Origin of the sequence: Pseudomonas sp. C27(2019), from assembly GCF_008807395.1 — a bacterium.
Lineage (GTDB): Bacteria > Pseudomonadota > Gammaproteobacteria > Pseudomonadales > Pseudomonadaceae > Denitrificimonas.
Window position 1 is genome coordinate 2790324 of record NZ_CP043320.1, and the last position, 21939, is coordinate 2812262.

General features: G+C 49.4%; 16 protein-coding genes. 8 read left to right on the forward strand and 8 right to left on the reverse strand.

All coding sequences use genetic code 11. The annotated features are described in order from the left end of the window. Positions 1-19 precede the first annotated feature (19 nt). The 3 genes from FXF61_RS12810 to FXF61_RS12820 form a co-directional block, all read right to left on the reverse strand. Positions 20-487 (reverse strand): glycine cleavage system protein H, encoded by a 468-nt coding sequence (locus FXF61_RS12810; protein ID WP_151185618.1) that lies wholly within the window; start codon positions 485-487, stop codon positions 20-22. Further along, positions 484-870: a DsrE family protein gene (locus tag FXF61_RS12815; protein WP_151185619.1), complete on the reverse strand. Its 387-nt coding sequence runs from the start codon at positions 868-870 to the stop codon at positions 484-486. The genes FXF61_RS12810 and FXF61_RS12815 overlap by 4 nt, the downstream gene beginning before the upstream one ends. Positions 871-1140: 270 nt before the next feature. Further along, the gene (locus FXF61_RS12820) at positions 1141-1506 is read right to left on the reverse strand and encodes a hypothetical protein (RefSeq protein ID WP_151185620.1); all 366 of its coding nucleotides are present in this window, start codon (positions 1504-1506) and stop codon (positions 1141-1143) included. A gap of 218 nt (positions 1507-1724) precedes the next feature. On the opposite strand from FXF61_RS12820, the gene FXF61_RS12825 reads away from it, so the two are divergent. Next, positions 1725-2012 (forward strand): DUF2782 domain-containing protein, encoded by a 288-nt coding sequence (locus tag FXF61_RS12825; protein ID WP_151185621.1) that lies wholly within the window; start codon positions 1725-1727, stop codon positions 2010-2012. A gap of 226 nt (positions 2013-2238) precedes the next feature. Here the strand turns inward: FXF61_RS12825 and FXF61_RS12830 are convergent, their stop codons facing one another. The 4 genes from FXF61_RS12830 to FXF61_RS12845 all read right to left on the reverse strand — a co-directional run bounded on the left by FXF61_RS12830 (position 2239) and on the right by FXF61_RS12845 (position 10064). Continuing rightward, a complete protein-coding gene (locus tag FXF61_RS12830) occupies positions 2239-3699 on the reverse strand; it encodes a protein adenylyltransferase SelO (RefSeq protein ID WP_151185622.1) in 1461 nt (486 codons plus the stop codon). Between the two features lie 48 nt (positions 3700-3747). After that, positions 3748-7032, reverse strand: a complete 3285-nt coding sequence (gene mscK, locus FXF61_RS12835) for a mechanosensitive channel MscK (RefSeq protein ID WP_151185623.1) — start codon at positions 7030-7032, stop codon at positions 3748-3750. A 78-nt stretch (positions 7033-7110) separates the two neighbouring features. Then, a complete protein-coding gene (locus FXF61_RS12840) occupies positions 7111-8853 on the reverse strand; it encodes a potassium/proton antiporter (protein ID WP_151185624.1) in 1743 nt (580 codons plus the stop codon). 134 nt (positions 8854-8987) lie between these two features. Continuing rightward, positions 8988-10064, reverse strand: coding sequence for a transposase (locus FXF61_RS12845; protein ID WP_256663429.1), 1077 nt, complete (start codon positions 10062-10064; stop codon positions 8988-8990). Positions 10065-10258: 194 nt separating this feature from the next. Between FXF61_RS12845 and FXF61_RS12850 the strand changes: the two genes are divergently transcribed. The 3 genes from FXF61_RS12850 to yegQ all read left to right on the forward strand — a co-directional run bounded on the left by FXF61_RS12850 (position 10259) and on the right by yegQ (position 13948). Next, positions 10259-10726: a YiiD C-terminal domain-containing protein gene (locus FXF61_RS12850; protein WP_151185625.1), complete on the forward strand. Its 468-nt coding sequence runs from the start codon at positions 10259-10261 to the stop codon at positions 10724-10726. Positions 10727-11251: 525 nt separating this feature from the next. Further along, entirely contained in the window at positions 11252-12436 is a 1185-nt protein-coding gene (locus tag FXF61_RS12855; protein WP_151185626.1) for an NAD(P)/FAD-dependent oxidoreductase, read from the forward strand. A gap of 123 nt (positions 12437-12559) precedes the next feature. After that, complete coding sequence (gene yegQ, locus FXF61_RS12860; RefSeq protein WP_151185627.1) at positions 12560-13948, forward strand: tRNA 5-hydroxyuridine modification protein YegQ; 1389 nt, start codon at positions 12560-12562, stop codon at positions 13946-13948. A 28-nt stretch (positions 13949-13976) separates the two neighbouring features. Here the strand turns inward: yegQ and FXF61_RS12865 are convergent, their stop codons facing one another. Beyond that, the gene (locus tag FXF61_RS12865) at positions 13977-16847 is read right to left on the reverse strand and encodes a bifunctional diguanylate cyclase/phosphodiesterase (RefSeq protein WP_151185628.1); all 2871 of its coding nucleotides are present in this window, start codon (positions 16845-16847) and stop codon (positions 13977-13979) included. Positions 16848-17115: 268 nt separating this feature from the next. Between FXF61_RS12865 and uvrD the strand changes: the two genes are divergently transcribed. The 4 genes from uvrD (at position 17116) to FXF61_RS12885 (ending at position 21903) form a co-directional block, all read left to right on the forward strand. Continuing rightward, entirely contained in the window at positions 17116-19329 is a 2214-nt protein-coding gene (uvrD, locus tag FXF61_RS12870; RefSeq protein ID WP_151185629.1) for a DNA helicase II, read from the forward strand. A 37-nt stretch (positions 19330-19366) separates the two neighbouring features. Continuing rightward, complete coding sequence (locus FXF61_RS12875) at positions 19367-20467, forward strand: TRAP transporter substrate-binding protein (RefSeq protein ID WP_151185630.1); 1101 nt, start codon at positions 19367-19369, stop codon at positions 20465-20467. A 108-nt stretch (positions 20468-20575) separates the two neighbouring features. After that, complete coding sequence (locus tag FXF61_RS12880; RefSeq protein ID WP_151185631.1) at positions 20576-21409, forward strand: Tim44 domain-containing protein; 834 nt, start codon at positions 20576-20578, stop codon at positions 21407-21409. 86 nt (positions 21410-21495) lie between these two features. After that, complete coding sequence (locus tag FXF61_RS12885; protein WP_151185632.1) at positions 21496-21903, forward strand: SMI1/KNR4 family protein; 408 nt, start codon at positions 21496-21498, stop codon at positions 21901-21903. The last annotated feature ends 36 nt before the right edge of the window (positions 21904-21939 follow it).

The following is a 21939-nucleotide window of genomic DNA, read 5'->3' on the forward strand; positions in this document are numbered from 1 at the left end:
GTACCACCGCCAATAGCCGTCAGGGTTTTTTCTTCAGTGCCTGCACGTTTTCATCACTCGGATCAAAACCGTCTTGTGCCGCCTGCTCAACGAAAGCAGCCAACACATTCTCGCCGCGCAACAACTGCAAGCGAGCATTTGCCCAGTCATCAGGGCGCAGTCGAATCATCCAGCCTTCGCCATAACAATCTCGATTAATCAACGCCGGACGCCGCTGCAACTGTTCATTGTGTGCCACCACCGTACCGGCAATTGGGCTTTTTGCTGACGCGGCAGCCTTAGCAAACTCGACAACACCCAAACTGCGATCAACATCGATATGCAAACCAATACGTTTGGGGGTAAAGGCAAAGATATCGCCAAACAACGCGACACCATAATCGGTCAGGCCTAAGGTCACTTCACCATTAACTTCCTCGCGCAGCCACATGCTGTGCGCAGGGGCATACCAAAGCTCACCTGGGAAAGTCATGCCATCTAGTATCATAAAGAAAGCACCCGCTCGTACTCAAGAATCATAGTTGCCAGCTCACCGCCGCTGCCATACGCATCCACCTCGTCAATCAACAGCTGCTCTACGTCAAGCGCTTGTCCCGCTGTTGGTGGCTTGCGACACAATAATAAACGCGCACCCATCTGTTTGGCTTGGCGAATAAAATGAATAACCGGTGCACCATTCGCCTCGGGAAACACTGACTCAGCCACCCCAGGACGCGCCAGCTCTGCCGCCTCTCCAGTAAGGTAGAGCGTAACCTCAGCATCAAGACAAGCCAACAGTGTGGCAATGTGAAAAGGCGCAGCACAACGTGCTGGCGTGCTAGGCCCACTGGTCACTAAAATCAGAACGCGCTGAGGCGATACTGCAGTCAAGGAGAGCTCCTATATGAATGACGCAAGACAAACCCACCGAGCTGCAGAACAGGCCAACTGAACTAACCGATGCGTGGCTTTTATGGATAAATGAGTATAGGTAACAATCTATTGCCGTACCAGCACTCTGGCTGTGACAATACTGACCACCATCCCCAGCTTCAACCCATAGGATTCACACTGCAAACTAGATGAAGCTCACTAATGTGGCTTAGCGCTGCTTGTTAAGTGTTAATACTTCAATGCAACACCGCAGGCAGCGCTTGCACGTTATTTTATGTCGCTCATAGTCCAGTCGCCCGACTCATCCTTAGTCATAACTGCGGAACTATCATGGGCTTGTTCTTGACCCTTTAAATCTAAGACGAGTGTAAACACACAGCGGTAAGCGTCTACCTTCTGCTTTACACAGCTCTGTAGCGCTACGCTTTTAACCGTTGGCATTTCTTTCATTATTTCCTTTTTCAGCTCAGGATGATTGCCACCAATTTGACGGTCAATATCCATCTCCATCGCCTGCGCCGCCGCTTGCTGAATGTCAACGGCTGTAGGAGAATCATCGCTGTAAGCAGATAAAGAGACGGTCATGCCAACAACCAAAACTAGATTGGTACAGTGCTTTACTAAGTGTTTCATCTTGACTCCCTGCTTGGTGCTTTACACACCCGTATAAAAAATGATTATTTTACATTGATTTGCGCGCATATAGCACCGCACAGCTTGCTCGATATGCTATATCAAAGAAGAAAATCCCGACAGGCCCAAACAAAACCAAAACACTCAACACGGTTAGCGAGGCTCTTGCTAAACTAAAGGTATTACACTGTTCCTTCGTCAACAAAAGGATAACAATTATGCGTACCACTCTTAAGCGCTTAACACTAGCCGGTGTCTTAATCGGCTGCCCACTGCTTGGTTTTGCTAATGAGCCGCTTGACGGTGAGCCCGATGTCACTATTGTGCAAAAAGGCGACAGGACCGTTGAGGAGTATCGTGTTAACGGTTTCTTATACGCGGTTAAAGTCATCCCTAAAGTCGGCAAGCCTTACTTTTTAGTGCGTGCAGATGGCAGCGATGGCAACTTTATCCGTGCCGACAAGCCAGAGTTGCGCATCCCATCATGGGAAATTTTTAGCTGGTAAAAGCTGCACAGTAAAATATTGATCGCCCGTTAGGGGCGACATTCAAACGGCCACCCAAAATGTCGTCCTTTCAGGGGCGACATTGAGCAGCAAGGCATCCTGATAAAACCTATGTTTTGTTAGCTTTGCCGCCCATAAATGGACGACAACTTTGATGGATTATGATCGGCCGGCTGGCCCGTAGCTCGCCCCTTTAGGAGCGACAAAGACAAACCCTCATCAGTACTCACGAAGAACAACTGATCGAAAGATGCTTACCCCATTCAGGTGGACGTTCTGCATAGGCAGCGTAGCCTTCTTGTTCTGTAAACGGCTCACTAAGCACCTGTTGCAGCTTGTGTAGCGGTGCATAATCACCGTCTTCTGCTGCCTCGATGGCTATTTGAATTAAATAATTGCGCAACATATACAGCGGATTGACCGCATGCATTTGTGTGCGGCGCTGTTCTTGTGTGCGTGAATCATTGGCATTGCGCGCAATAAACTCACTGCTCCATTCAGCAAAAGCGGCTTGGTTAATAAAGTCATCGCGCATGCTTGCCAGCGCTTGTGCGGCAGGCAACTCACCTAGTCGTCGAAAGAACAAAGTGTAATCAACAGCACTGTCGTTGAGCTGCAGCAATAATTTATCAATCAGTAACGCATCGCTCTCTTGCTCATCTAGCAGACCTAGGCGCGCGCGCATGGCTTGCAAGTACGCGTGCTGCTGTATCCCCGCATAACCATCAAGAATTTCCTGCAACCGCTCAACAGGCACATTGCGGGTTAGCGTTTCTGCAAAGGCTGTGAGATTCCAGTAACCGATCTCCACCTGTTTATTAAAGGCATAACGAGCATGATGATCAGAATGGTTGCAGACATGTGCCCGTTTAAAATCATCTAAAAAAGCAAAGGGACCAAAATCAAAAGTCAGCCCCAAGATCGACATATTGTCGGTGTTCATCACACCATGACAAAAGCCATAGGCTTGCCACAAAGCAATGGTTTCAGCCGTGCGCTTGACGACTTCGCCAAGCATCGCTGCTAAGGGTTCATCCGCTGTCAGACACTCGGGATACAAATCATTAAGCACGTGCGCATGCAACTGTTCGAGCTTGGCATACTGTTTGTTGTAATAAAAATACTCAAAATGACCAAAACGAATATGGCTAGGTGCTAGGCGTATTAAGGTCGCCGCGGTTTCGCGCTGCTCACGCCAGACCATAGTTTTTGAATCCGTCACACAGAGCGCGCGGGAAGTGGGGATGCCAAGCGTATGCAAATATTCACTGGCAAGAAACTCTCGAATACTGCTGCGCAGCACCGCACGCCCATCACCGGTGCGAGAAAAAGGCGTGAGGCCCGCACCTTTCAAATGTACATCCCAATGCTCACCAGCAGTATTGCGTACTTCAGCCAGCAACAATCCACGACCATCACCCAATTGCGGGGTATAGCCACCAAACTGATGACCGGAATAGACCATGGCGCGCGGTGTCGCATCGGGCCAATACCATTGACCTGCCGCCAACTGCAATAAGCGTGGATCATCGGCAGTACTGGCTGGCAAATCCAACAATGCTAAGGCTGCAGGACTGCAGATCACCATTTTTGCTTGCTCAGTCGCAGTGGGTTTAATCGGCGCAGAAAAAGCATCACCTAAAGCAGCAAAGCGTGGGGCAAACTCAAGGGTGTCTAGGCTTCTCATTGGTTAGGCACTCCTGCAACGCATAGCCTTTAAGCTGTCGGTGCTTGATTAATTAGTCAGCGGATTGTTCGTGGTTTGCAATAGCTGCTGCTCACGACCGTCGCTGTTTTTAATTGTAATATCCAGCTGATTAAAGGCCATATCAATATTGTGCTCTCGGAAACTTAAAACAACACGGTTTAACACTTCATCAATGGAGGGATTACGATCACCCAGCTCACGTACATGGAAACGTAATTCATGATCAAAGGTGCTGGCGCTGATTCCCAAAAACAGCACAAGGGGCTCAGGGTCGCGCATCACCCGTGGATTTTCCTGTACGGCTTGTAGCATCAACTTGCGCGCCAGATCTAAATCCGTTTCATAGGCCACGCCAATCTTAATAATGACACGTGTCACTGTATCTGTAAGCGACCAGTTAATCAGCTGATCCGTCACAAAGACTTTATTGGGCACGATTATTTCTTTGCGGTCAAAATCAGTAATGGTGGTGGCACGGATGCGAATCCGACTGACGGTACCGGATAAATTGCCAATGGTCACCACGTCACCAATACGCACCGGGCGCTCAAACAAGATAATCAGGCCAGAAACAAAGTTGGCGAAAATCTCTTGCAAACCAAAACCCAAGCCCACAGAGAGCGCTGCTACCAACCACTGCAGTTTGTCCCAACTGACCCCTAATGCCGACAAGGTGGCTACAAAACCCGTCGCCGCAATCGCATAGGACAATAATGTGGTGGTTGCATAGGCACTGCCTTGCGCTAGGCGTAGGCGCGATAAAAACAGCACTTCTAGCAAGCCAGGCAGGTTACGCGCCAGCGCAATAGAGACCAAGACAATCACGCCGGCATCCAGTACATCACGCAAGCTTGTAGGTACTGTTACGCCAGTACTGCTGATATTTTCATAGAGCGTAATGTTGTCTAAATAGGTGAACAGCAGCAGTAAATCAGCCCACACCCAGTACAGGCTAATAAAGAACAGACCTAATAAAATAAGGCGTGCTAAGCGCAGTGACTGCGCATTGATTTGCGAGATGTCCAAGAGCATGTCATCGGTAGCCACCTCACCCTCTGCCCACTCTTTGGCTTGGTTTTGCTTAGCATCTTGCGTTCTTTTCCAAGCCAAACGACGTGCTGCTAACGCTAGGCCACGCACCAATACCGCCTCAAGCAATATCCAAATCAACACCAAGGATAAAGTATCCAGTAAGCGTCCACTGAGCTTGAGCGCGGTGTAGTAATAGCCTGACAGCAACGCGGCAGCAAAAAGCAGGGGCAGCGACACCACCACCACGCCAATTAAGCGCCTAAATACTGAGGTGCTGTCATTGCTGTAACGGTGAAAAACCAAACGTCCCATAATCCAAGCCAGCAATAACAAACAGCTCATCAGTAAAATGATACCAATGACATCCTCGCTCAACGCAGCAGGATGCGCCTGCGCGATGCTGACCACAGCAGTCAAGGGCAGCGCGGTTAAGCCCAAGGTGCGGATACGCTGCTGCAAAAAACTGACTTGCGCGCGTGGCCAACGAAAATGCAATAGCGCTACACCGTTAGGCGCTAAAATCCGATACGCGCAGTAAAACACCAACCACACCTGCGCCATGCTCCATAAAGCACGCCCCACTTCAAGATTATTGCCCTGGCCTTCGGCCTGCAATATTGCGCCAAGGCTGGCCAAAACAATCGCACCCGGTAGCGCCAATAACAGATTCAACAATAGCGCGCGCGGCGTGTGCAACTGGCTATCATGGCGAAAGTGACCGATATCAGCATGTATTTTGCGCAGCGCTTGTAAAATCGCTGGGCGTTTCCAGATCGCCATCAACAACAACAAAGCCAGCGGAATAAAGACCCAAGCATGCTTGCGCAAACTCTGCCCAACCTGACTGAGTTCCGCGGCCCACAGCACTGAACTGAGCTGGTACTGCAAGCGTGCAGGGGCAGCTTTGAACCAATCCCAATCCAATGGTTTGTTGCTTGGAATCCAAAACATCTGTTCATCAAGGGTCAAACGCAGCGCTTCGGTCATTCCTTGCAGTTGCTTTTGATTAATTTGCAGGGTAATTGACTCACTTAAATAGGCGTTGAGCTCGCGGTTTAAGCGGTCCAACAGCTCAGCACGTGAGCGCACTAGATCTAACAAGCTTACGCGCAAAGCCTCTTGCTCATCGCTAGGCAACGCATCTTTGAGGATGTTTTGCACATAGTCATCCGGGCGATTGACGGTGTCACGCAATTGCCGCAGCTCAAATTGATACAAGCGCATATCAGCAATTTGGTCGGCTAAAGTGCGATCAAAACTGATTTTCGGCAATGCTTGCTTTTGCTGATAAAGAATTTTTGCCAGCAATAGACTGCCTTGCAGCACACTAATCTGTTCTTCCAGCGCTTGATCGGTTTGCTGCACACTATCGAGCTGTTGGCGCACCAATAAATTACGCTGTGTCAGCTGATTACGCCGCTCAGTAATGGTTAACAAGTAGTCCGAAAGCTTTAGGTTCAAGCCGCTTTCGCGTAGCAGCAGGCTATCGCTACCGGCTTTACTGACTTCTAAAGATAACTCCGCAACGGTTTTTTCCGAGTCTGCTTGCCGTTTTTCATTGAGCAGTGATTGCAGCGCGAGAATATCTTGCTCCTGCAGACGCACTTTATTGAGTAAAAAATCACGACGGTTACTGCCCAGCTCTTGCAAGACACTGTTGCCGGACAACTCAGCACGGCGTAAATTGCTTTTGCTTTCTAACGCCAACAACTCTGCCTTCAAGGCATCAGCTTTTTCACTGCTAAAGACCTTGCTGCCTTCTTTGGCATTTTTCAGCAAGGTATTAATCTCTTGAATGCGTGCCTGATTGCTGCTGATTTCTGCTTGCGCACGTTCGGGACGCGTTTGCGTAGTTATAACTAAGCTATTGGCATCAGCCAATTCTTTTTGCAACGCACGCAGTTGCTGATTGCGCTCAGATAACAGCGACTCAAGCTCGCTGACCGAGGCTTGCGCTAAACGCTGAGCCGGATCATCTTGGGCAGTGGCTAAGAGTTTTTTCAGCGCTTGTTGCGCCTCACTGATGTGCTTGGGTGCATCAAGCAATTGCTGCTGTAACTTCTGTTGCGCCTGCTCAGTGCGCTCAACCACATCTAGCCAAGCGAGCGTTTGCTCTAATGCTTGCTGTGCTGCTTGCTGCTCCGCTTCGGGAAGTTTGCGCGCTGGCAGATCGGTTAACGCCTGCCGCACCTCAAGCGTAGTCAGCTCAGCAAACACCTGTGTAGCAGGCAGCCAAGTCATGATGCTGAAACACAGCACTAAGAACAGATTCGGTCTCATAGGTTTGTAATATTCCTGTTCATTAAAACCGCAGCAGATAAACTCAACAAACACAGTCTTTAACGCTGGCCTGCACACTCAGAAAAGCGGCAACTCCGGACGTTTCCCTTCTGGGAATTTAACCCCAACTTTACGCACTTTATTGTTTTCCATCAGCGCCACTGCCCAGGTCAAGCCTTGCCACTCAATATGGTCACCCAGTACCGCCTCACCTGCGACGGCCTCAGTAATAAACTCAGCCAAAGTCACTTTCGGGTCGAGGCCGCCCAGCTTTAATCCATATACATCAGCCACCGCTCCCATTTGTGCGTCACCTTCAAGAACAAAGTCACCAAAGAAGCGCATATCTAAGCCACGTTGTGGTGCTTTGCTGAATAGGCGGCCCAGCGCTGGCAAGTCATCTTCATGACCCATCACGCACAAAATGTCATCTGCTTCAAGACGGGTACTACCGGTCGGGTGCAACAAGCAATGGTCACGAAACAAGGCTGCTATTCGAGTCCCTTTAGGCATTTTAAGTTCACGCAATTGCGCACCAATGCACCACTTTTGGTTGCCCAACCGATAAATAAAGACCTCCCACTGACTGGTCGGATGAATCTCCAAGCCCACCCGAGAAATGGGTGCGGGTGACGGTGGTAAATCCACTTTAGCTTTGCGTGCTGCCCAAGATAGCGTGGAGCCTTGCAATAAAAGTGATACCAAGACAATAAAGAAAGCTACGTTAAAAAACAGCTGCGCATTGGGTAAGCCGGCAACTAACGGGAACACCGCCAAAATAACCGGCACCGCACCGCGCAAACCAATCCAAGAAATAAATGCTCGCTCGCGCAAATTAAAGCCGCGAAAGGGTAATAGACCTAAAAATACTGACAGTGGACGGGCAAACAAAATCATCCACAACGACAACAATAAAGCCGGTACAGCAATCGGCAGTAATTCATGCGGGGTCAGCAGCAGACCCAACACTAAGAACATACCAATTTGACTGATCCACGCCAGGCCATCAAACATATGCAATATACCGTGGCGGTTACGGATCGGGCGATTACCCAGCACCATGCCACAGACATAGACCGCCAAAATACCACTGCCGCCCACTTCTCCGGTAAAGGCATAAATCATGATACTGCCGCTCACCGCGAGCAGCGGATACAGGCCATCGGCAACGCTGATACGATTGATAATTTGCAGCAGTAACCAGCCGCCTCCCAAGCCCAGCACTGTACCCAAACCAAACTGGCGCAGTAAACTGCCAAAGAAATCCATACTGAAACTGGTTTCACCCGCCACTAGCATGGCAATCAAGGTGACGGTAAGAAACATTGCCATTGGGTCATTACTGCCCGACTCAATCTCTAGGGTTGAGCCGACACGCTCGTTCAATGCTTTGCCATTGAGTAAATTAAATACCGCCGCGGCATCCGTGGAACCGACAATGGAGCCGATCAGTAGGCCTTCAAGCAAGGACAGGTCGAACAACCAGGCCGCAGCTAAGCCGGTTAAACCTGCGGTAACAGCTACGCCAAAGGTGGCCAGTGACAATGCTGGCCATAGCGCAACGCGGAAGGTTGCGACACGGGTGCGCATGCCACCATCGAGCAAAATAACGGCTAAGGCGAGGTTACTGACCAAGTAGGTCAGTGAGTAATCATTAAAAACGATGCCGCCAATACCATCGGTACCGGCCATCATGCCCACACCCATAAAAATAACTAAAATGGGGATGCCGACACGCGTAGAGACTGAGCTGACCAGAATACTGATAGCAACTAACAACCCACCAACAAAAAATATACTATTGGTTGCTACAGAATCCACAAGCACCTCTCCTTTTTAGAACAATACAACATGATGATTAATTCTAACCTGTAGCCAGCCATTAATTTTAAAATTTTCATATAAGCTCATTTTTACAGCAGTCAGATGCACTATTGCTTCGTCGATTGACATCCTCACCGCCCTAAAGAGGCGGTGATTCCTACAGCTAGACGGCCATGCCCGACCGCGAGAATGTTACGTGCCGCGTTTATATCGCGGTCGCTGTGCCTGACACCACACGCACTGCACGTCCATTTTCTTATTCCAAGCCCTGCGATACCTCTCGGCCTGCTATCGGGCAGTGCGCCACAACAGCTACAGGTTTGGGTGGTGTATGCCTCGTTCACTTCCTTAAAAACAATGCCTGCGTGAGCGCATTTATAGTCCAGCATTGTTTTTAATTGACCCCAGCCAGCATCCAATACTGACTTGGCCATCGTGGTTTTAACGAGTTTTAAACTACTGACATTGCCCACATAGATTTCACCGCAGCGGTTGACCAGCTTGCGGCTGAACTTGTGCAATGCGTCTTTTCTACGGTTAGCGATTTTCGCGTAAATAGTTTTAACTTGGGTTTTGTTCCTAGCCCGTTGCGCTATGGCTAACTTTTCCTCAAGCCCACGATAGAAGCGTCCCGCTTCCAGCTTTGTACCGTCGGAACAGGTAGCGGTGTCGGTTAAGCCGAGGTCAATACCGATACGATCTTGGCCTTGTGGTATCTGGGCCTGCACATCAACAACTACATTGAAGTACCAGCGGCCACGGGCATCTTCATTGAAGCTGGCAGAGCGAAACGTATATTGGCTCAAGCCAAAACTGTCCCACACTTTAAAGTAGTGGCCATTGTGGTAGACCTGCCCATTTGTCCATTGGGCCGCAGCCGTATTAACCGGAATCCAGCCCAGTGAGCGGCGCACACCGCCTGATTTGCGCCAGTTCAGCCGCGCCTTCTTAAACTGCTTGCGGCGCGTCGTATACTCAACTGCAATACGTTGCACTGTTTGGCTGTGTAGCCCTAAGTCCTTACCTGCGCCATTGGTATATTTCTGAACATCATAGGCTGACAAAAACACACCACGCTCTTTAATCGAGCGCTGGCTTAATTCATTGACAAAGTTCCAGACGAAATTGACACTTCGAGCCATGCTGTTTAGCAGTGGCGCATGCTTATCTCGAATGCGAACTTTTAATGTTTTGGTGTGCTTCATCATGCTGTATATAATACCAGTACACACTCGCACTGCAAAGACTTTAACGGGCTGTTCAGGGGAAGCTTGCGCAGCCCTCGCTATCCATCCTCGCACTCAAAGTACGAGGCTTTCCGCGATTTTGGTAACAATTGTGTAACTGTTATTCTTGTCTTGATCTCTGGCCTTTTATTCATAGCATTCAACGGGGACTTTTAATGCCAAACCCTCTCAGTAGCACAGCTTGCCAACACCTCGCACAGGTTTTTGCCAGTGATATCCCGCTCACATCAGCTATGGCAGTTGAAGTACGTGAATGGCAAAACCAGCGTTTGCAGCTGCATATTCCGCTGCCTGAAAACCGCAACCATCAAAACTCTATGTTTGGTGGCAGTTTGTATTGCGCTGGGGTGTTAGCCTGCTGGGGCTGGTTACATTTGCGTTTGCGCGACGCAGGTATAAATACCACACATATCGTTGTACAGGCAGGGCAAATCGATTATCCGTTACCGGTTTTGGCTGACGCTAAGGTCATTTGTGATGCACCAGAGGATGCGATTTGGACGCGTTTCTTCAATATGTATCAGCGTCATGGTAAAGCGCGGATCAGTTTAAGCAGCCGTATCTTGACCCACGATGGCTTAGATGGTGCGTGTTTTACTGGGCAGTTTGTTTTACACAGTTAAATATAAAAGCCTGCTGAAACAGACGAGCCTTATATCAAGCATGCTGACAGCGCCGTTGATCAACGAGTACTTCGGGGTTGGTGTGACAAGCGAGCCAAGGATGGCGAAGCGCCGGAGTTGAACCCTGGATGGGTTCATCGACGGATAAACACCAATTCCGAAGTACGCTATGCCACGCAATGACCAGCACAGCTACAATAAAAACTGCAGGAATAATTTGTGCATGCCGCACCCTGCAAGTGCCGTTCTTCCCTCAACGGGTCTTCCCGACCCGATTCGGGCGCTGCGCCATCCATGGCTTCGCTTGCCACGTCACCCGCAGGGTACTCATTGATCATAGGTATGCTGTGCCAGTCTTCTAAAAACATAACCCTTAAAAGCCTAGCTCAACGCAGCTCAAAACACTGCCTGCCGGAATTAAAGTTAAACATAACTAGTCTTCTGCAAGGCCAAACCCAAATATTTACAGCCTACTCTGTGCAGAAAGCCGTTAAACTTAGCCTTTGATTTTTTAGGTATCAGGCTATGCAATCTGTGGATGTCATAATTATTGGCGCCGGTGCTGCCGGATTAATGTGCGCGTTAACTGCTGCGCAACGTGGTCGTAAAGTATTAGTGATTGATCATGCCAATAAAGCAGGTAAGAAAATTCTCATGTCTGGTGGTGGCCGCTGCAACTTCACCAATATGTACACTGAACCGGATAACTTTCTCTCTAGCAATCCACACTTTTGTAAATCTGCACTGGCGCGTTACACCCAGTGGGATTTCCTTGAGATGGTACAGCGCCACCAGATTGCCTATCACGAGAAAAAACTCGGGCAACTCTTTTGCGATAACAAAGCCAGCGATATTCTCGAAATGCTGTTGAAAGAATGCGCGGATGCCGGCGCAAGCATTCAGCTCAACACCCCAGTCAGTAATATCCAAGCTCAAGCCGACGGTTTTACTCTGCAGTGCAATAAACAAACATTACGTTGTAAGTCCTTAGTGATTGCCAGCGGCGGCTTATCAATTCCCACCCTTGGCGCAACAGGCTTTGGCTATCAAGTCGCTGAACAGTTTGGCCATAGGATTCTGCCAACCCGCGCCGGCTTAGTGCCCTTCACCATCACTGACCCACAACTCAAAGAATTCTGCAGCGCATTATCTGGTACATCCATTGATGACTGCGTGGTGCACTGTAACAACCAAAGCTTCAAAGAAGATCTGTTGTTCACCCATCGCGGCCTTAGTGGTCCAGTGATTTTACAGATTTCATCTTACTGGCAGCCTGGCGACAGCATTACTATTGATTTGCTCAGCGATCGCGATGCCAGCGCATGGCTGCTGGAACAGCAAGCGCAGCATCCTAATCTTGAGTTGAAAACCGTGCTCAGCGAATGCTTTACCCGCAAGATGGCGCAATTATTGTGCGAGCACTGGTTTAGCAATACGCCACTCAAGCAATACAACAGCAAACAGCTCAACGCAATCGGTGAAAAACTAAATAACTGGCAGCTGACACCCTCTGGCACCGAAGGCTATCGCACCGCGGAAGTCACCTTGGGTGGGGTCGACACTCAAGACGTCTCCTCGAAAACCATGCAATCGCACAAACAAGCCAACCTGTACTTTATTGGTGAAGTCTTGGATGTCAGCGGCCACTTAGGCGGCTTTAACTTCCAGTGGGCATGGGCCAGCGGACACGCAGCAGGCAGTGTGGTTTAAGCAGATAAACAACCGTTTTATAAGTCCCACTTTTTTACTTGGTTATTAATTGCCGGCAGCACTACGCTGACCAGTTAATGGCTGGTAGAATAGTTAATTATTTGCATTTTCTTGAGTTTTACTATGTCGACCCCCTTTCGTCCCGAGCTGTTGTCACCTGCTGGCACACTAAAAAATATGCGTTACGCCTTTGCCTATGGCGCCGATGCAGTCTATGCCGGCCAGCCACGCTACAGCTTGCGCGTGCGTAATAACGAATTTAACCACGCCAATTTAGCGCTGGGCATTAACGAAGCCCATGCCCAAGGCAAGCAGTTTTATGTGGTAGTAAATATTTCACCGCACAACGCCAAACTGAAAACCTTTCTTAAAGATTTAGAGCCTGTGGTGGCGATGGGACCTGATGCGCTGATCATGTCTGACCCGGGCTTGATTATGATGGTGCGTGAGCATTTCCCGCAGATGAACATTCATTTGTCAGTACAAGCTAACGCGGTGAACTATGCCAGTGTGAAATTTTGGCATAAGCAAGGTTTAACTCGGGCGATTTTATCCCGTGAATTGTCACTGGACGAAATCGAACAGATTCGCCACGAAGTGCCTGAAATGGAGCTGGAAGTTTTTGTCCATGGTGCTTTATGCATGGCCTACTCTGGTCGCTGCCTGCTGTCGGGTTATATCAACAAGCGTGACCCCAACCAAGGCACTTGCACCAACGCCTGCCGCTGGGAATACAAAACCCACGAAGCCAAAGAAAACGAACTGGGCGATATCGTGCATAAGTACGAGCCAATAGCGGCCGTGCAACATGCAGACCCAGCGCTGATGCAGCAAGCCGAACCCATCCTCGGCGTCGGTGCACCCACCAAAGAAGTATTCCTGCTGGAAGAAGCGGGACGTCCAGGTGAATATATGTCCGCCTACGAAGATGAGCACGGCACCTACATCATGAACTCCAAAGATTTACGTGCCGTCCAGCATGTCGAGCGCATGGTGCAGATGGGCTTGCACTCTTTGAAAATCGAAGGCCGCACCAAGTCGCACTACTATGTTGCGCGCACTGCTCAGGTTTACCGCAAAGCCATTGATGATGCGGTTGCTGGTCGCCCGTTTGATAAGTCGTTAATGGATACCCTGGAATCGCTTGCGCACCGTGGTTACACCGAAGGTTTCTTACGTCGCCACGTGCATGATGAATACCAAAACTACGAGTACGGTTACTCAATCTCTGACCGTCAGCAGTTTGTTGGCGAAATGACTGGTGAACGTCGTGGTGATTTGGCTGAGGTCATCGTGAAAAACCGTTTTGCGCTAGGTGATTCAATCGAGTTGATGACACCGCAAGGCAACCTCACTTTTGACCTGAAGCATCTTGAAGACCAAAAAGGCAAGGCTCGTGATGTCGCTCCAGGTGATGGCCATGTGCTGTTTCTACCAGTCCCGGAAAACGTCAACTTAGAACACGCACTGGTGATGCGTAACCTCACCAGCGGGAATACCCGCGGCGCTTAATACACTGCGCTGAGTCTTGATTGCAATATTAATTAAGGCTCAGCTGTACGTGCTCACGCGCCAGTAGAAACTCGGTAAACTGCTCAGCAGGAACAGGGCGGCAAATTAGATAGCCCTGAATCTCATCACACAAGTTGTCTTCTAAGAAATCCATTTGCGCTTGTGTTTCCACACCTTCGGCTATTACCTGCAAATTCAAACCATGGGCCATGGCAATAATGGCACGAGTAATCGCTGCATCTTCAACGTTCTCAGCTACGTCTCGAATAAAGCTTTGATCGATTTTTACGCTATTGGCCGGGAAACGTTTGAGATAACTCAATGACGAGTAACCCGTACCAAAATCATCAATGGCAAGCTGCACACCCAGCTCACGCAATTGGCTAAAGGTGACGATAATATTTTCTGCATTTTCTAACATCTGGCTTTCAGTGAGCTCAAGCTCTAACAGATAAGCAGGCAAGCCAGTTTTTTCTAAAACATTGCGTACCAAAGCAACCAAGTTGCCTTGACGAACATGACCCACTGATAAATTGACAGACACACGAATTGGCATGCCTTGCTGCAACCATTGTTGTGCTTGCGCACACGCCTGATACAACATCAACTCACTTATAGCCCCTATTAAGCCAGTCTCTTCTGCTAGCGGAATAAACTCTCCAGGAGATACCAAGCCACGTTGCGGATGGTTCCAGCGCACCAATGCTTCAGCACAGCGTACAACGCCGTCGGCTAGTCTCAGCTTCGGCTGGTAGTACGCTTGCAGCTGTCCTTCTTCGATAGCGCGCCGCAATTGTTGTTCAAGCTGTAAACGCTCTAAGGTTCCCACCTGCAGTTGATTATTGTAAAACTGATAGTTATCACCACCGAGGTGTTTGGCATGTTGCATTGCGATATGAGCTTGACTAATCAGCGCTGACGATTCGCGTGCACTATCGGGCAACACACTGATACCAAGGGAGGCACTGATAATCAGCTCATTACCCGCCACCTCCATCGGCAGTTGAATATGTGACAACACAGAGGCGGCTAAACGCCCCAGACTCGGCATTGATAAACAGTCATCTAAAACAATGGCAAACTCATTACCACCCAAGCGTGCCAAGGTATGTGCATCAGGCAAGAGCTGGATTAAGCGACGACTGACCTTGCGCAGCACTTGGTCAGCCACTTCGACGCCAAGGCTATCATTTAAGATTTTAAAGCGATCCAGATCGATATGCATTAACGCTATACAGCGCTCTGTTTGCCGCACCTGCTCGACCGCAAGCTGTAGGCGTTGATGAAACAAAGTGCGGTTAGCTAGCTCGGTCAGCTCATCATATTGGGTTAGATATTGTAAACGTTCTTCCGCTTGCCGACGCGTGGTTAAATCAGTAAAAAACCCGACAATATGAGTAGGCTGGCCTTCTTTATTGCGCACTAAATGGATTTGTAACCATTGCGGATACAGCTCACCATTTTTACGCACATCAAAAGACTCGCCTTGCCAATGGCCATGCTGCTCAAGACCTGCGCGAATCAGAGCATACTGGCGCCGCACTTTATCAGGCAGGGTATCCAAGGGGGTCAGGCGGCCAACCACATCATCACGGCTAAAGCCTGTCACCTCGGTATAGGCTTTATTCACCGATAAAACTTTGTATTGCGGGTCTAAAATAACAATACTTTCGGTGCTGGCATCAAATACAGTCGCAGCTAAGCGCAATTCTTCCTCATGCTGCTTACGTGATGAAATATCACGGCGTGTCCCTAACATACGCAGCACCCGACCATCACTATCACGCTCAACTGCACGCCCACGATCGACAATCCACACCCAATGCCCCTCAGCATGCTTGACACGGTACTCTACAACATAGCCATCGCTACGCTGCTTCATATGCTCAATCATGGCATGGCGTAACGTCGGTAAATCATCAGGATGCAGCAAAGGCCGCAGATCACTTAACACCTCATAGATTTGCTCATTTTCTAAGCCAAAAATGCTTTTAGTGCGTGTATGGTGAATTTCGTCAGTGACCAGATTCCAATCCCAGAGCGCTAGTTCGCTGGCATCTAGCGCAAGCTCTAAACGTTCTTGGCTTTTTTCTAACGCCTGTAGCGCTGCTTTTAGTTCACGAGTGCGCTCATTGACTCGCTGCTCTAAGCCTGCCTGTTCAGCTAATAATTGCTGCTCAGCAACATGCTTAGCAGCAACCTCTTGAGAAAGCTCGGTATTTAAAGCATCCGTCTGTTGCTGTGCCAGCTGCAAAGTGTGGATTAAATGTTGATTTTTAATACGCTGCTGCGATGCCCGATAAATCAACCGGTTGACCTGGATAACGACAACTGTGACCGCTGCCAGCCATATCAGCACCAACAATCCCAAGTTTTGTAGCACATCTGAATTTGCAGTTAAGTACACCCAAGCAATGGGTAAAAAACCAAAAGCGGCATAACACGCAAACAGTAAAAAACTGACCGCAAAGCCGATGCTAGTCGATGCAGCAACTAAAGACAGCAAACCGAGCAAGACCAACTGCTGGGTAAATGCCTCTGCAGGTATAAATATAATTGCAAAAAATGACAGCAAAAAACCTGAACAACAGGCGCAGGCCAATAACATATAGCGCCAAATAGGCAAAGCCTGCTGAGCGCCGCTCGCGCGTTCAAATAAACCGGCAGAAATCAAGCGTAACGCCGTCAATACCAGCGCAGTAACTGCCCAGACGATCAGCAGCGCAGTCTGGGGCGTATCGCGGACAAGCCATACGCAAGCAATCGCACACAGCAGCATTAACACAGTAGGTGCATGTGAGTTACGAAACATGGCCTGAACACTGTCAGTACCGAGCCCCCACAAAACGGGCTGCAGCTCACTGCTATGTACTGTGCTCTCATTTACTGGCGTTAACATTTTTAATTATGACTTCGCATGCTTAGCTATTCTTAACCTGTATCGACATGAGTTGGCGGTTAACTATCCAAGACAAATGCCCCTAAGATGGCCCCCTATAACAGCTAACCATAAGCGTATTGAGGCACAGTTCACAAGCCCAGATTTGAAAATTGCTATTCAGAGATGATCACTCATAGGCCAGCCGTTAATTTCACCTGCGAAAAACAATTAAATCATAACGCGCTTTGTGTTTGCCCTTACTCAGCGCGCCCACTAGAATGCTCTGATGCATGATGATATCTCACACTTATTAAACGCCCTCAACGAAGCTCAGCGTGAAGCTGTGGCTGCGCCCATTGGTCAGCAACGTGTCCTAGCCGGCGCCGGTTCAGGAAAAACACGTGTATTAGTGCACCGTATTGCTTGGCTTATTCAAGTCGAAGGCGTCTCACCGCACAGCATTTTATCGGTCACTTTTACCAATAAAGCGGCTGCGGAAATGCGCCTACGTATTGAGGAATTGCTGGGCAGCAATCCTGCCGGCATGTGGGTCGGCACTTTCCACGGCCTGGCCCACCGCTTATTACGCGCGCACTGGCAAGAAGCGGGCCTCGCTGAAGGCTTTAGCATCCTCGATGGCGATGATCAGCAGCGCCTACTCAAGCGCGTGATGCGCGAACTGCAACTGGATGAGCAACGCTGGCCGGTACGCCAAGCACAGTGGTTCATCAACGGGCAAAAAGATGAAGGCTTACGTCCGCAGCACATTCAAGCCGGTGGTGATTTATTTTTAGCCACTATGCTGCAAATTTATACCGCGTATGAGGCGGCTTGCGCACGCGCTGGCGCCATTGATTTTGCTGAGTTACTGCTGCGTGCCCTGGATCTATGGCGCGACAATCCAGGTTTGTTACAGCATTATCAACAACGTTTTCAGCATGTGCTGGTCGACGAGTTTCAAGACACCAACGCCGTACAATACGCTTGGTTACGCCTGCTCGCGCAAGGCGGCAAAAGCTTAATGGTGGTCGGTGATGACGACCAATCCATCTATGGCTGGCGCGGCGCGAAAATCGAAAATATCCAGCAGTTCGCCAATGATTTCGTTAACACGCAAAGCATCAGTCTCGAACAAAACTACCGTTCCACCGCCACCATCCTCAAAGCCGCCAACGCCCTGATTGATAACAACCAAGGCCGTCTCGGTAAAGAGCTATGGACCGATGGTGAGCACGGCGAGCCGATTAATTTATACAGTGCGTACAATGAATACGATGAAGCACGTTATGTTGTCGAATGCATTGAGCAGTCATTGCGTAAAGGTGATATCAGCCGCAGTGAAATTGCCATTTTATACCGCTCCAACGCGCAATCGCGGGTCTTAGAAGAAGCCCTACTGCGTGCAGCTGTGCCTTATCGTATTTATGGCGGCCAGCGCTTCTTTGAACGTCTAGAAATTAAAAACGCCCTCGCCTATCTGCGCTTATTACGCAGCCGCCATGATGACGGTGCAATTGAACGCGTGATAAATGTGCCCACTCGTGGCATCGGTGAAAAAACCATCGAAAGCGTGCGTCAAGCCGCACGCGAACATGATTTATCACTGTGGGCCGCCATGCACCTGCTCGTTGCACAAAAAGCCTTAGCCGGACGCGCCAGTAATGCACTGCAAGGTTTTATGGATCTAATTGCCGAGTTGGAAACACGTACTCTGGATTGTGAACTGCATGCGATGACGCAAATTGTCATTGAACAGTCGGGCTTACTCACTTATCACAAAGAAGAAAAAGGCGAGAAAGGCCAAGCCCGAGTGGAAAACCTTGAGGAGTTGGTCAACGCAGCGCGCACTTTTAAACAGGATGAAGGCGTGAACGCACAAGACGCTGAGATCGACGATGACCTGCCGCCTTTAGTGGCTTTTTTAGATCATGCGGTACTGGAAGCCGGTGATAACCAAGCCGATGAGTTTACTGAAGCAGTGCAGCTTATGACCTTGCACAGCGCCAAAGGCTTAGAATTTCCGATTGTGTTTATGGTCGGTATGGAAGAAGGCTTATTTCCACACAAAATGAGCCTCGAAGAACCCGGTCGTCTTGAGGAAGAGCGGCGTTTAGCCTATGTCGGCATAACCCGCGCCATGCAGCAGCTGTATTTAACCTGCGCAGAAACGCGGCGTCTATACGGCTCAGAAACCTACAATAAAGTCTCACGTTTTGTTCGCGAAATTCCTGCTGATCTGTTGCAAGAAGTGCGCATGAACAATAGCGTCAGCCGCCCCTATCAAAGTACTCAGCAAACGCAGTCAAGCAGCATGTTTAGCGGTGCTGACGTGCCGCAAACAGAGTTTAAACTGGGTCAGCTCGTACAGCATGCGGTGTTTGGTGAGGGCGTTATCTTGAATTTCGAAGGCGCAGGGGCACAAGCACGGGTGCAAGTTAACTTTGCCAACGATGGTATCAAATGGCTAATGGTCACTTACGCTAAACTTCAGCCACTATAATGATAATAATATCTACTTACACTGACGAGGAGCTTGTATGAAGCGTCGCCATAGCCTTACTTTTGCCGCCATTATAACGGCGTGTTTTGCTCTACTGGGTTGCAATGAAGAATCGAATAACTCAGCTGTTAGCGCAACTGTAAGCGCGCCAGAAACCTTCAACTGGAAAATGGTCACTGCATGGCCGAAAAACTATCCGGCCCTAGGCACCTCGGCCGAGCGCCTGGCAGAACGCATCAATAGCATGAGTAACGGTCGCTTAACCATTAAAGTCTACGCCGGCGGTGAATTGGTACCACCAATGGAAGTCTTTGATGCCGTTTCGCGTAGCACCGCCGAAATGGGTCATGGCGCCGCCTATTACTGGAAAGGTAAAACCGATACCGCACAGTTTTTCACCTCAGTTCCTTTTGGTTTATCAGCCATTGAAATGAATGCTTGGCTGCACAAAGGTGATGGCTTGCAGCTCTGGGAAGAGGCCTACCGTCCGTTTGGCGTTAAACCTTTCGCGATTGGCAATTCAGGCATGCAAATGGGCGGCTGGTTTAATAAAGAAATTCACAGCGTCGATGATTTAAAAGGCTTAAAAATCCGTATGCCCGGCCTCGGCGGCGAAGTACTCAATCGCTTAGGGGCGACAACGGTTAATTTACCCGGCAGCGAAGTGTTTACTGCTCTGCAAACCAACACCATTGATGCCTCAGACTGGGTAAGCCCCTATAACGACCTCGCTTTTGGTTTACACAAAGCCGCGAAATACTATTACTACCCTGGCTGGCAAGAACCACAAGCTGTGCTGGAGATGATTATCAACCAAGCCGCATGGGATAGCTTACCAAGCGACTTACAAGCGATCGTCACCGAGGCTATTCGTGCTGGCAATGCCGATATGCTGGATGACTTTACTTGGAACAATGCCCGCGCCTTAGCTGAGCTCAAGGATGCTGACGTACAGCTGCGCCGCTTCCCTGATGACGTACTGCAAGCCATGCAAGACGAATCAGCGCAGGTGCTCAATGATCTAGCCAATACAAGCGAGCTTAATCAACGCATTTGGGACTCTATTCAAGCGTTCCAAAAACAAGTCACGCAAATGCATGAAATTTCGGAAAAAGAGCTGTATAACTGGCGCGACTAATTGTTGCGACTGACTCTAAACAGGCGTCATCACTCGATTCAAACCGGCACGCGCATAATGCGCCAGTGTCGACTGATTAACTTAACCTGACAACAAAAAGGTCTTTTTATGCAACGTTTTCTCAGTATCGCCTTAGCCCTGTGCCTAGGCTTAACCTTCAGCCTTGATGCTGATGCACGCCGCTTTGGTGGTGGCAAGTCATTTGGCTCGATGAAACATCGCCAAACACAGCAGCAACAGCAAAAACCTGCTGCTAAACAAGCACCTAACAAGCAAGGTGCAGCAGGTGCTAAGCCAGGTATAGGCGGCATGTTAATGGGCCTTGCTGCCGGCGGTCTGCTCGCTTCAATGTTTATGGGCGGCGCCTTTGAAGGCTTACAATTTATGGACATATTGATTTTTGGCCTGATTGGTTTTGTCATCTTTAAATTGATCGCTAGCCGTCGCCGTCAAATGCCGCAAGCAGCGACCGCGGGCGGCCCCGCCATGCAGCGTGAAACGCATAGCCCAGCACAAGACATCTTCGGTAGCAGCGCAGCAGCGACCACGCTAAAGCCAGTGATCAATGCGCCAGCATGGTTTAATGAAGCCAGCTTTTTACAAGCCGCAGAAGTGCACTTCAATTCCCTGCAACAGCATTGGGATGCCAATGAAATGGAGCAAATCGCTGAATTTGTCACGCCCGAAATGCTCACCTTCTTAACCAATGAGCGCAGCAGTTTGGGTGATGGCTTACAGTCGACCTACATTGATGATCTGAGCGTACAGCTCGATGGCGTTGACCAAGAAAACGATGTCACCATTGCTACCCTAACCTTCTTTGGCGTAGCAAAAACCTCACGCTTTGATCAGGGTGAAGCCTTCAGTGAAAGCTGGCGCATGGAGCGTCGCAGCGGTGATGACCAGCCTTGGTTAATCGCTGGCATTCGCCAAAACGCTTAAGCCCCTTAACAGCAAACCAGAAGCGGACGCCTCACAGCGCCGCTTCATGCATTTAATACTGCCCTGCAAGACCAAGAGTAAAGATCGTGGAAGAAGTCATTGATGAATTACGTGAGCGTAATGAGCCGGTTCCGGTTGCCTTAGAGTTACCTGATGAAGAAACTCTGGTGGAAATCCAAGAGCAAATATTGATTCACTTACCCTTTGCCCTGCGTGAATTTCTATTGACCGTCAGCGATGTTGTCTATGGTCGCCTTGAGCCTGTTACCGCTAGCGACCCCCACTCGCATACTTTTTTACCTGAGGTCACCGCCACAGCCTGGGATCTTGGCTTGCCACGGCACTTGGTGCCGGTCTGTTATGACGCACCGCTTTATTATGCAGTCAACGAAGAAGGCGAAGTGTTCCTATGGGATGCAGACACACAAGAAATGCTAGATGAAACCTGGGAAAGTGTCTGGCACTGGGCTCGTGAGGTATGGCTAGAAAGCTAAACCTACTAAGAGTAAGGTACAATTGCTTTTTTAAAG

Coding starts and splice junctions, on each gene's coding strand:
- FXF61_RS12810 (WP_151185618.1), bottom strand. CDS start 487: ATGATACTAGATGGCATGACTTTCCCAGGTGAGCTTTGGTATGCCCCT.
- FXF61_RS12820 (WP_151185620.1), bottom strand. CDS start 1,506: ATGAAACACTTAGTAAAGCACTGTACCAATCTAGTTTTGGTTGTTGGC.
- FXF61_RS12825 (WP_151185621.1), top strand. CDS start 1,725: ATGCGTACCACTCTTAAGCGCTTAACACTAGCCGGTGTCTTAATCGGC.
- FXF61_RS12830 (WP_151185622.1), bottom strand. CDS start 3,699: ATGAGAAGCCTAGACACCCTTGAGTTTGCCCCACGCTTTGCTGCTTTA.
- mscK (WP_151185623.1), bottom strand. CDS start 7,032: ATGAGACCGAATCTGTTCTTAGTGCTGTGTTTCAGCATCATGACTTGG.
- FXF61_RS12845 (WP_256663429.1), bottom strand. CDS start 10,064: ATGATGAAGCACACCAAAACATTAAAAGTTCGCATTCGAGATAAGCAT.
- FXF61_RS12850 (WP_151185625.1), top strand. CDS start 10,259: ATGCCAAACCCTCTCAGTAGCACAGCTTGCCAACACCTCGCACAGGTT.
- FXF61_RS12855 (WP_151185626.1), top strand. CDS start 11,252: ATGCAATCTGTGGATGTCATAATTATTGGCGCCGGTGCTGCCGGATTA.
- yegQ (WP_151185627.1), top strand. CDS start 12,560: ATGTCGACCCCCTTTCGTCCCGAGCTGTTGTCACCTGCTGGCACACTA.
- FXF61_RS12865 (WP_151185628.1), bottom strand. CDS start 16,847: ATGTTAACGCCAGTAAATGAGAGCACAGTACATAGCAGTGAGCTGCAG.
- uvrD (WP_151185629.1), top strand. CDS start 17,116: ATGCATGATGATATCTCACACTTATTAAACGCCCTCAACGAAGCTCAG.
- FXF61_RS12875 (WP_151185630.1), top strand. CDS start 19,367: ATGAAGCGTCGCCATAGCCTTACTTTTGCCGCCATTATAACGGCGTGT.
- FXF61_RS12880 (WP_151185631.1), top strand. CDS start 20,576: ATGCAACGTTTTCTCAGTATCGCCTTAGCCCTGTGCCTAGGCTTAACC.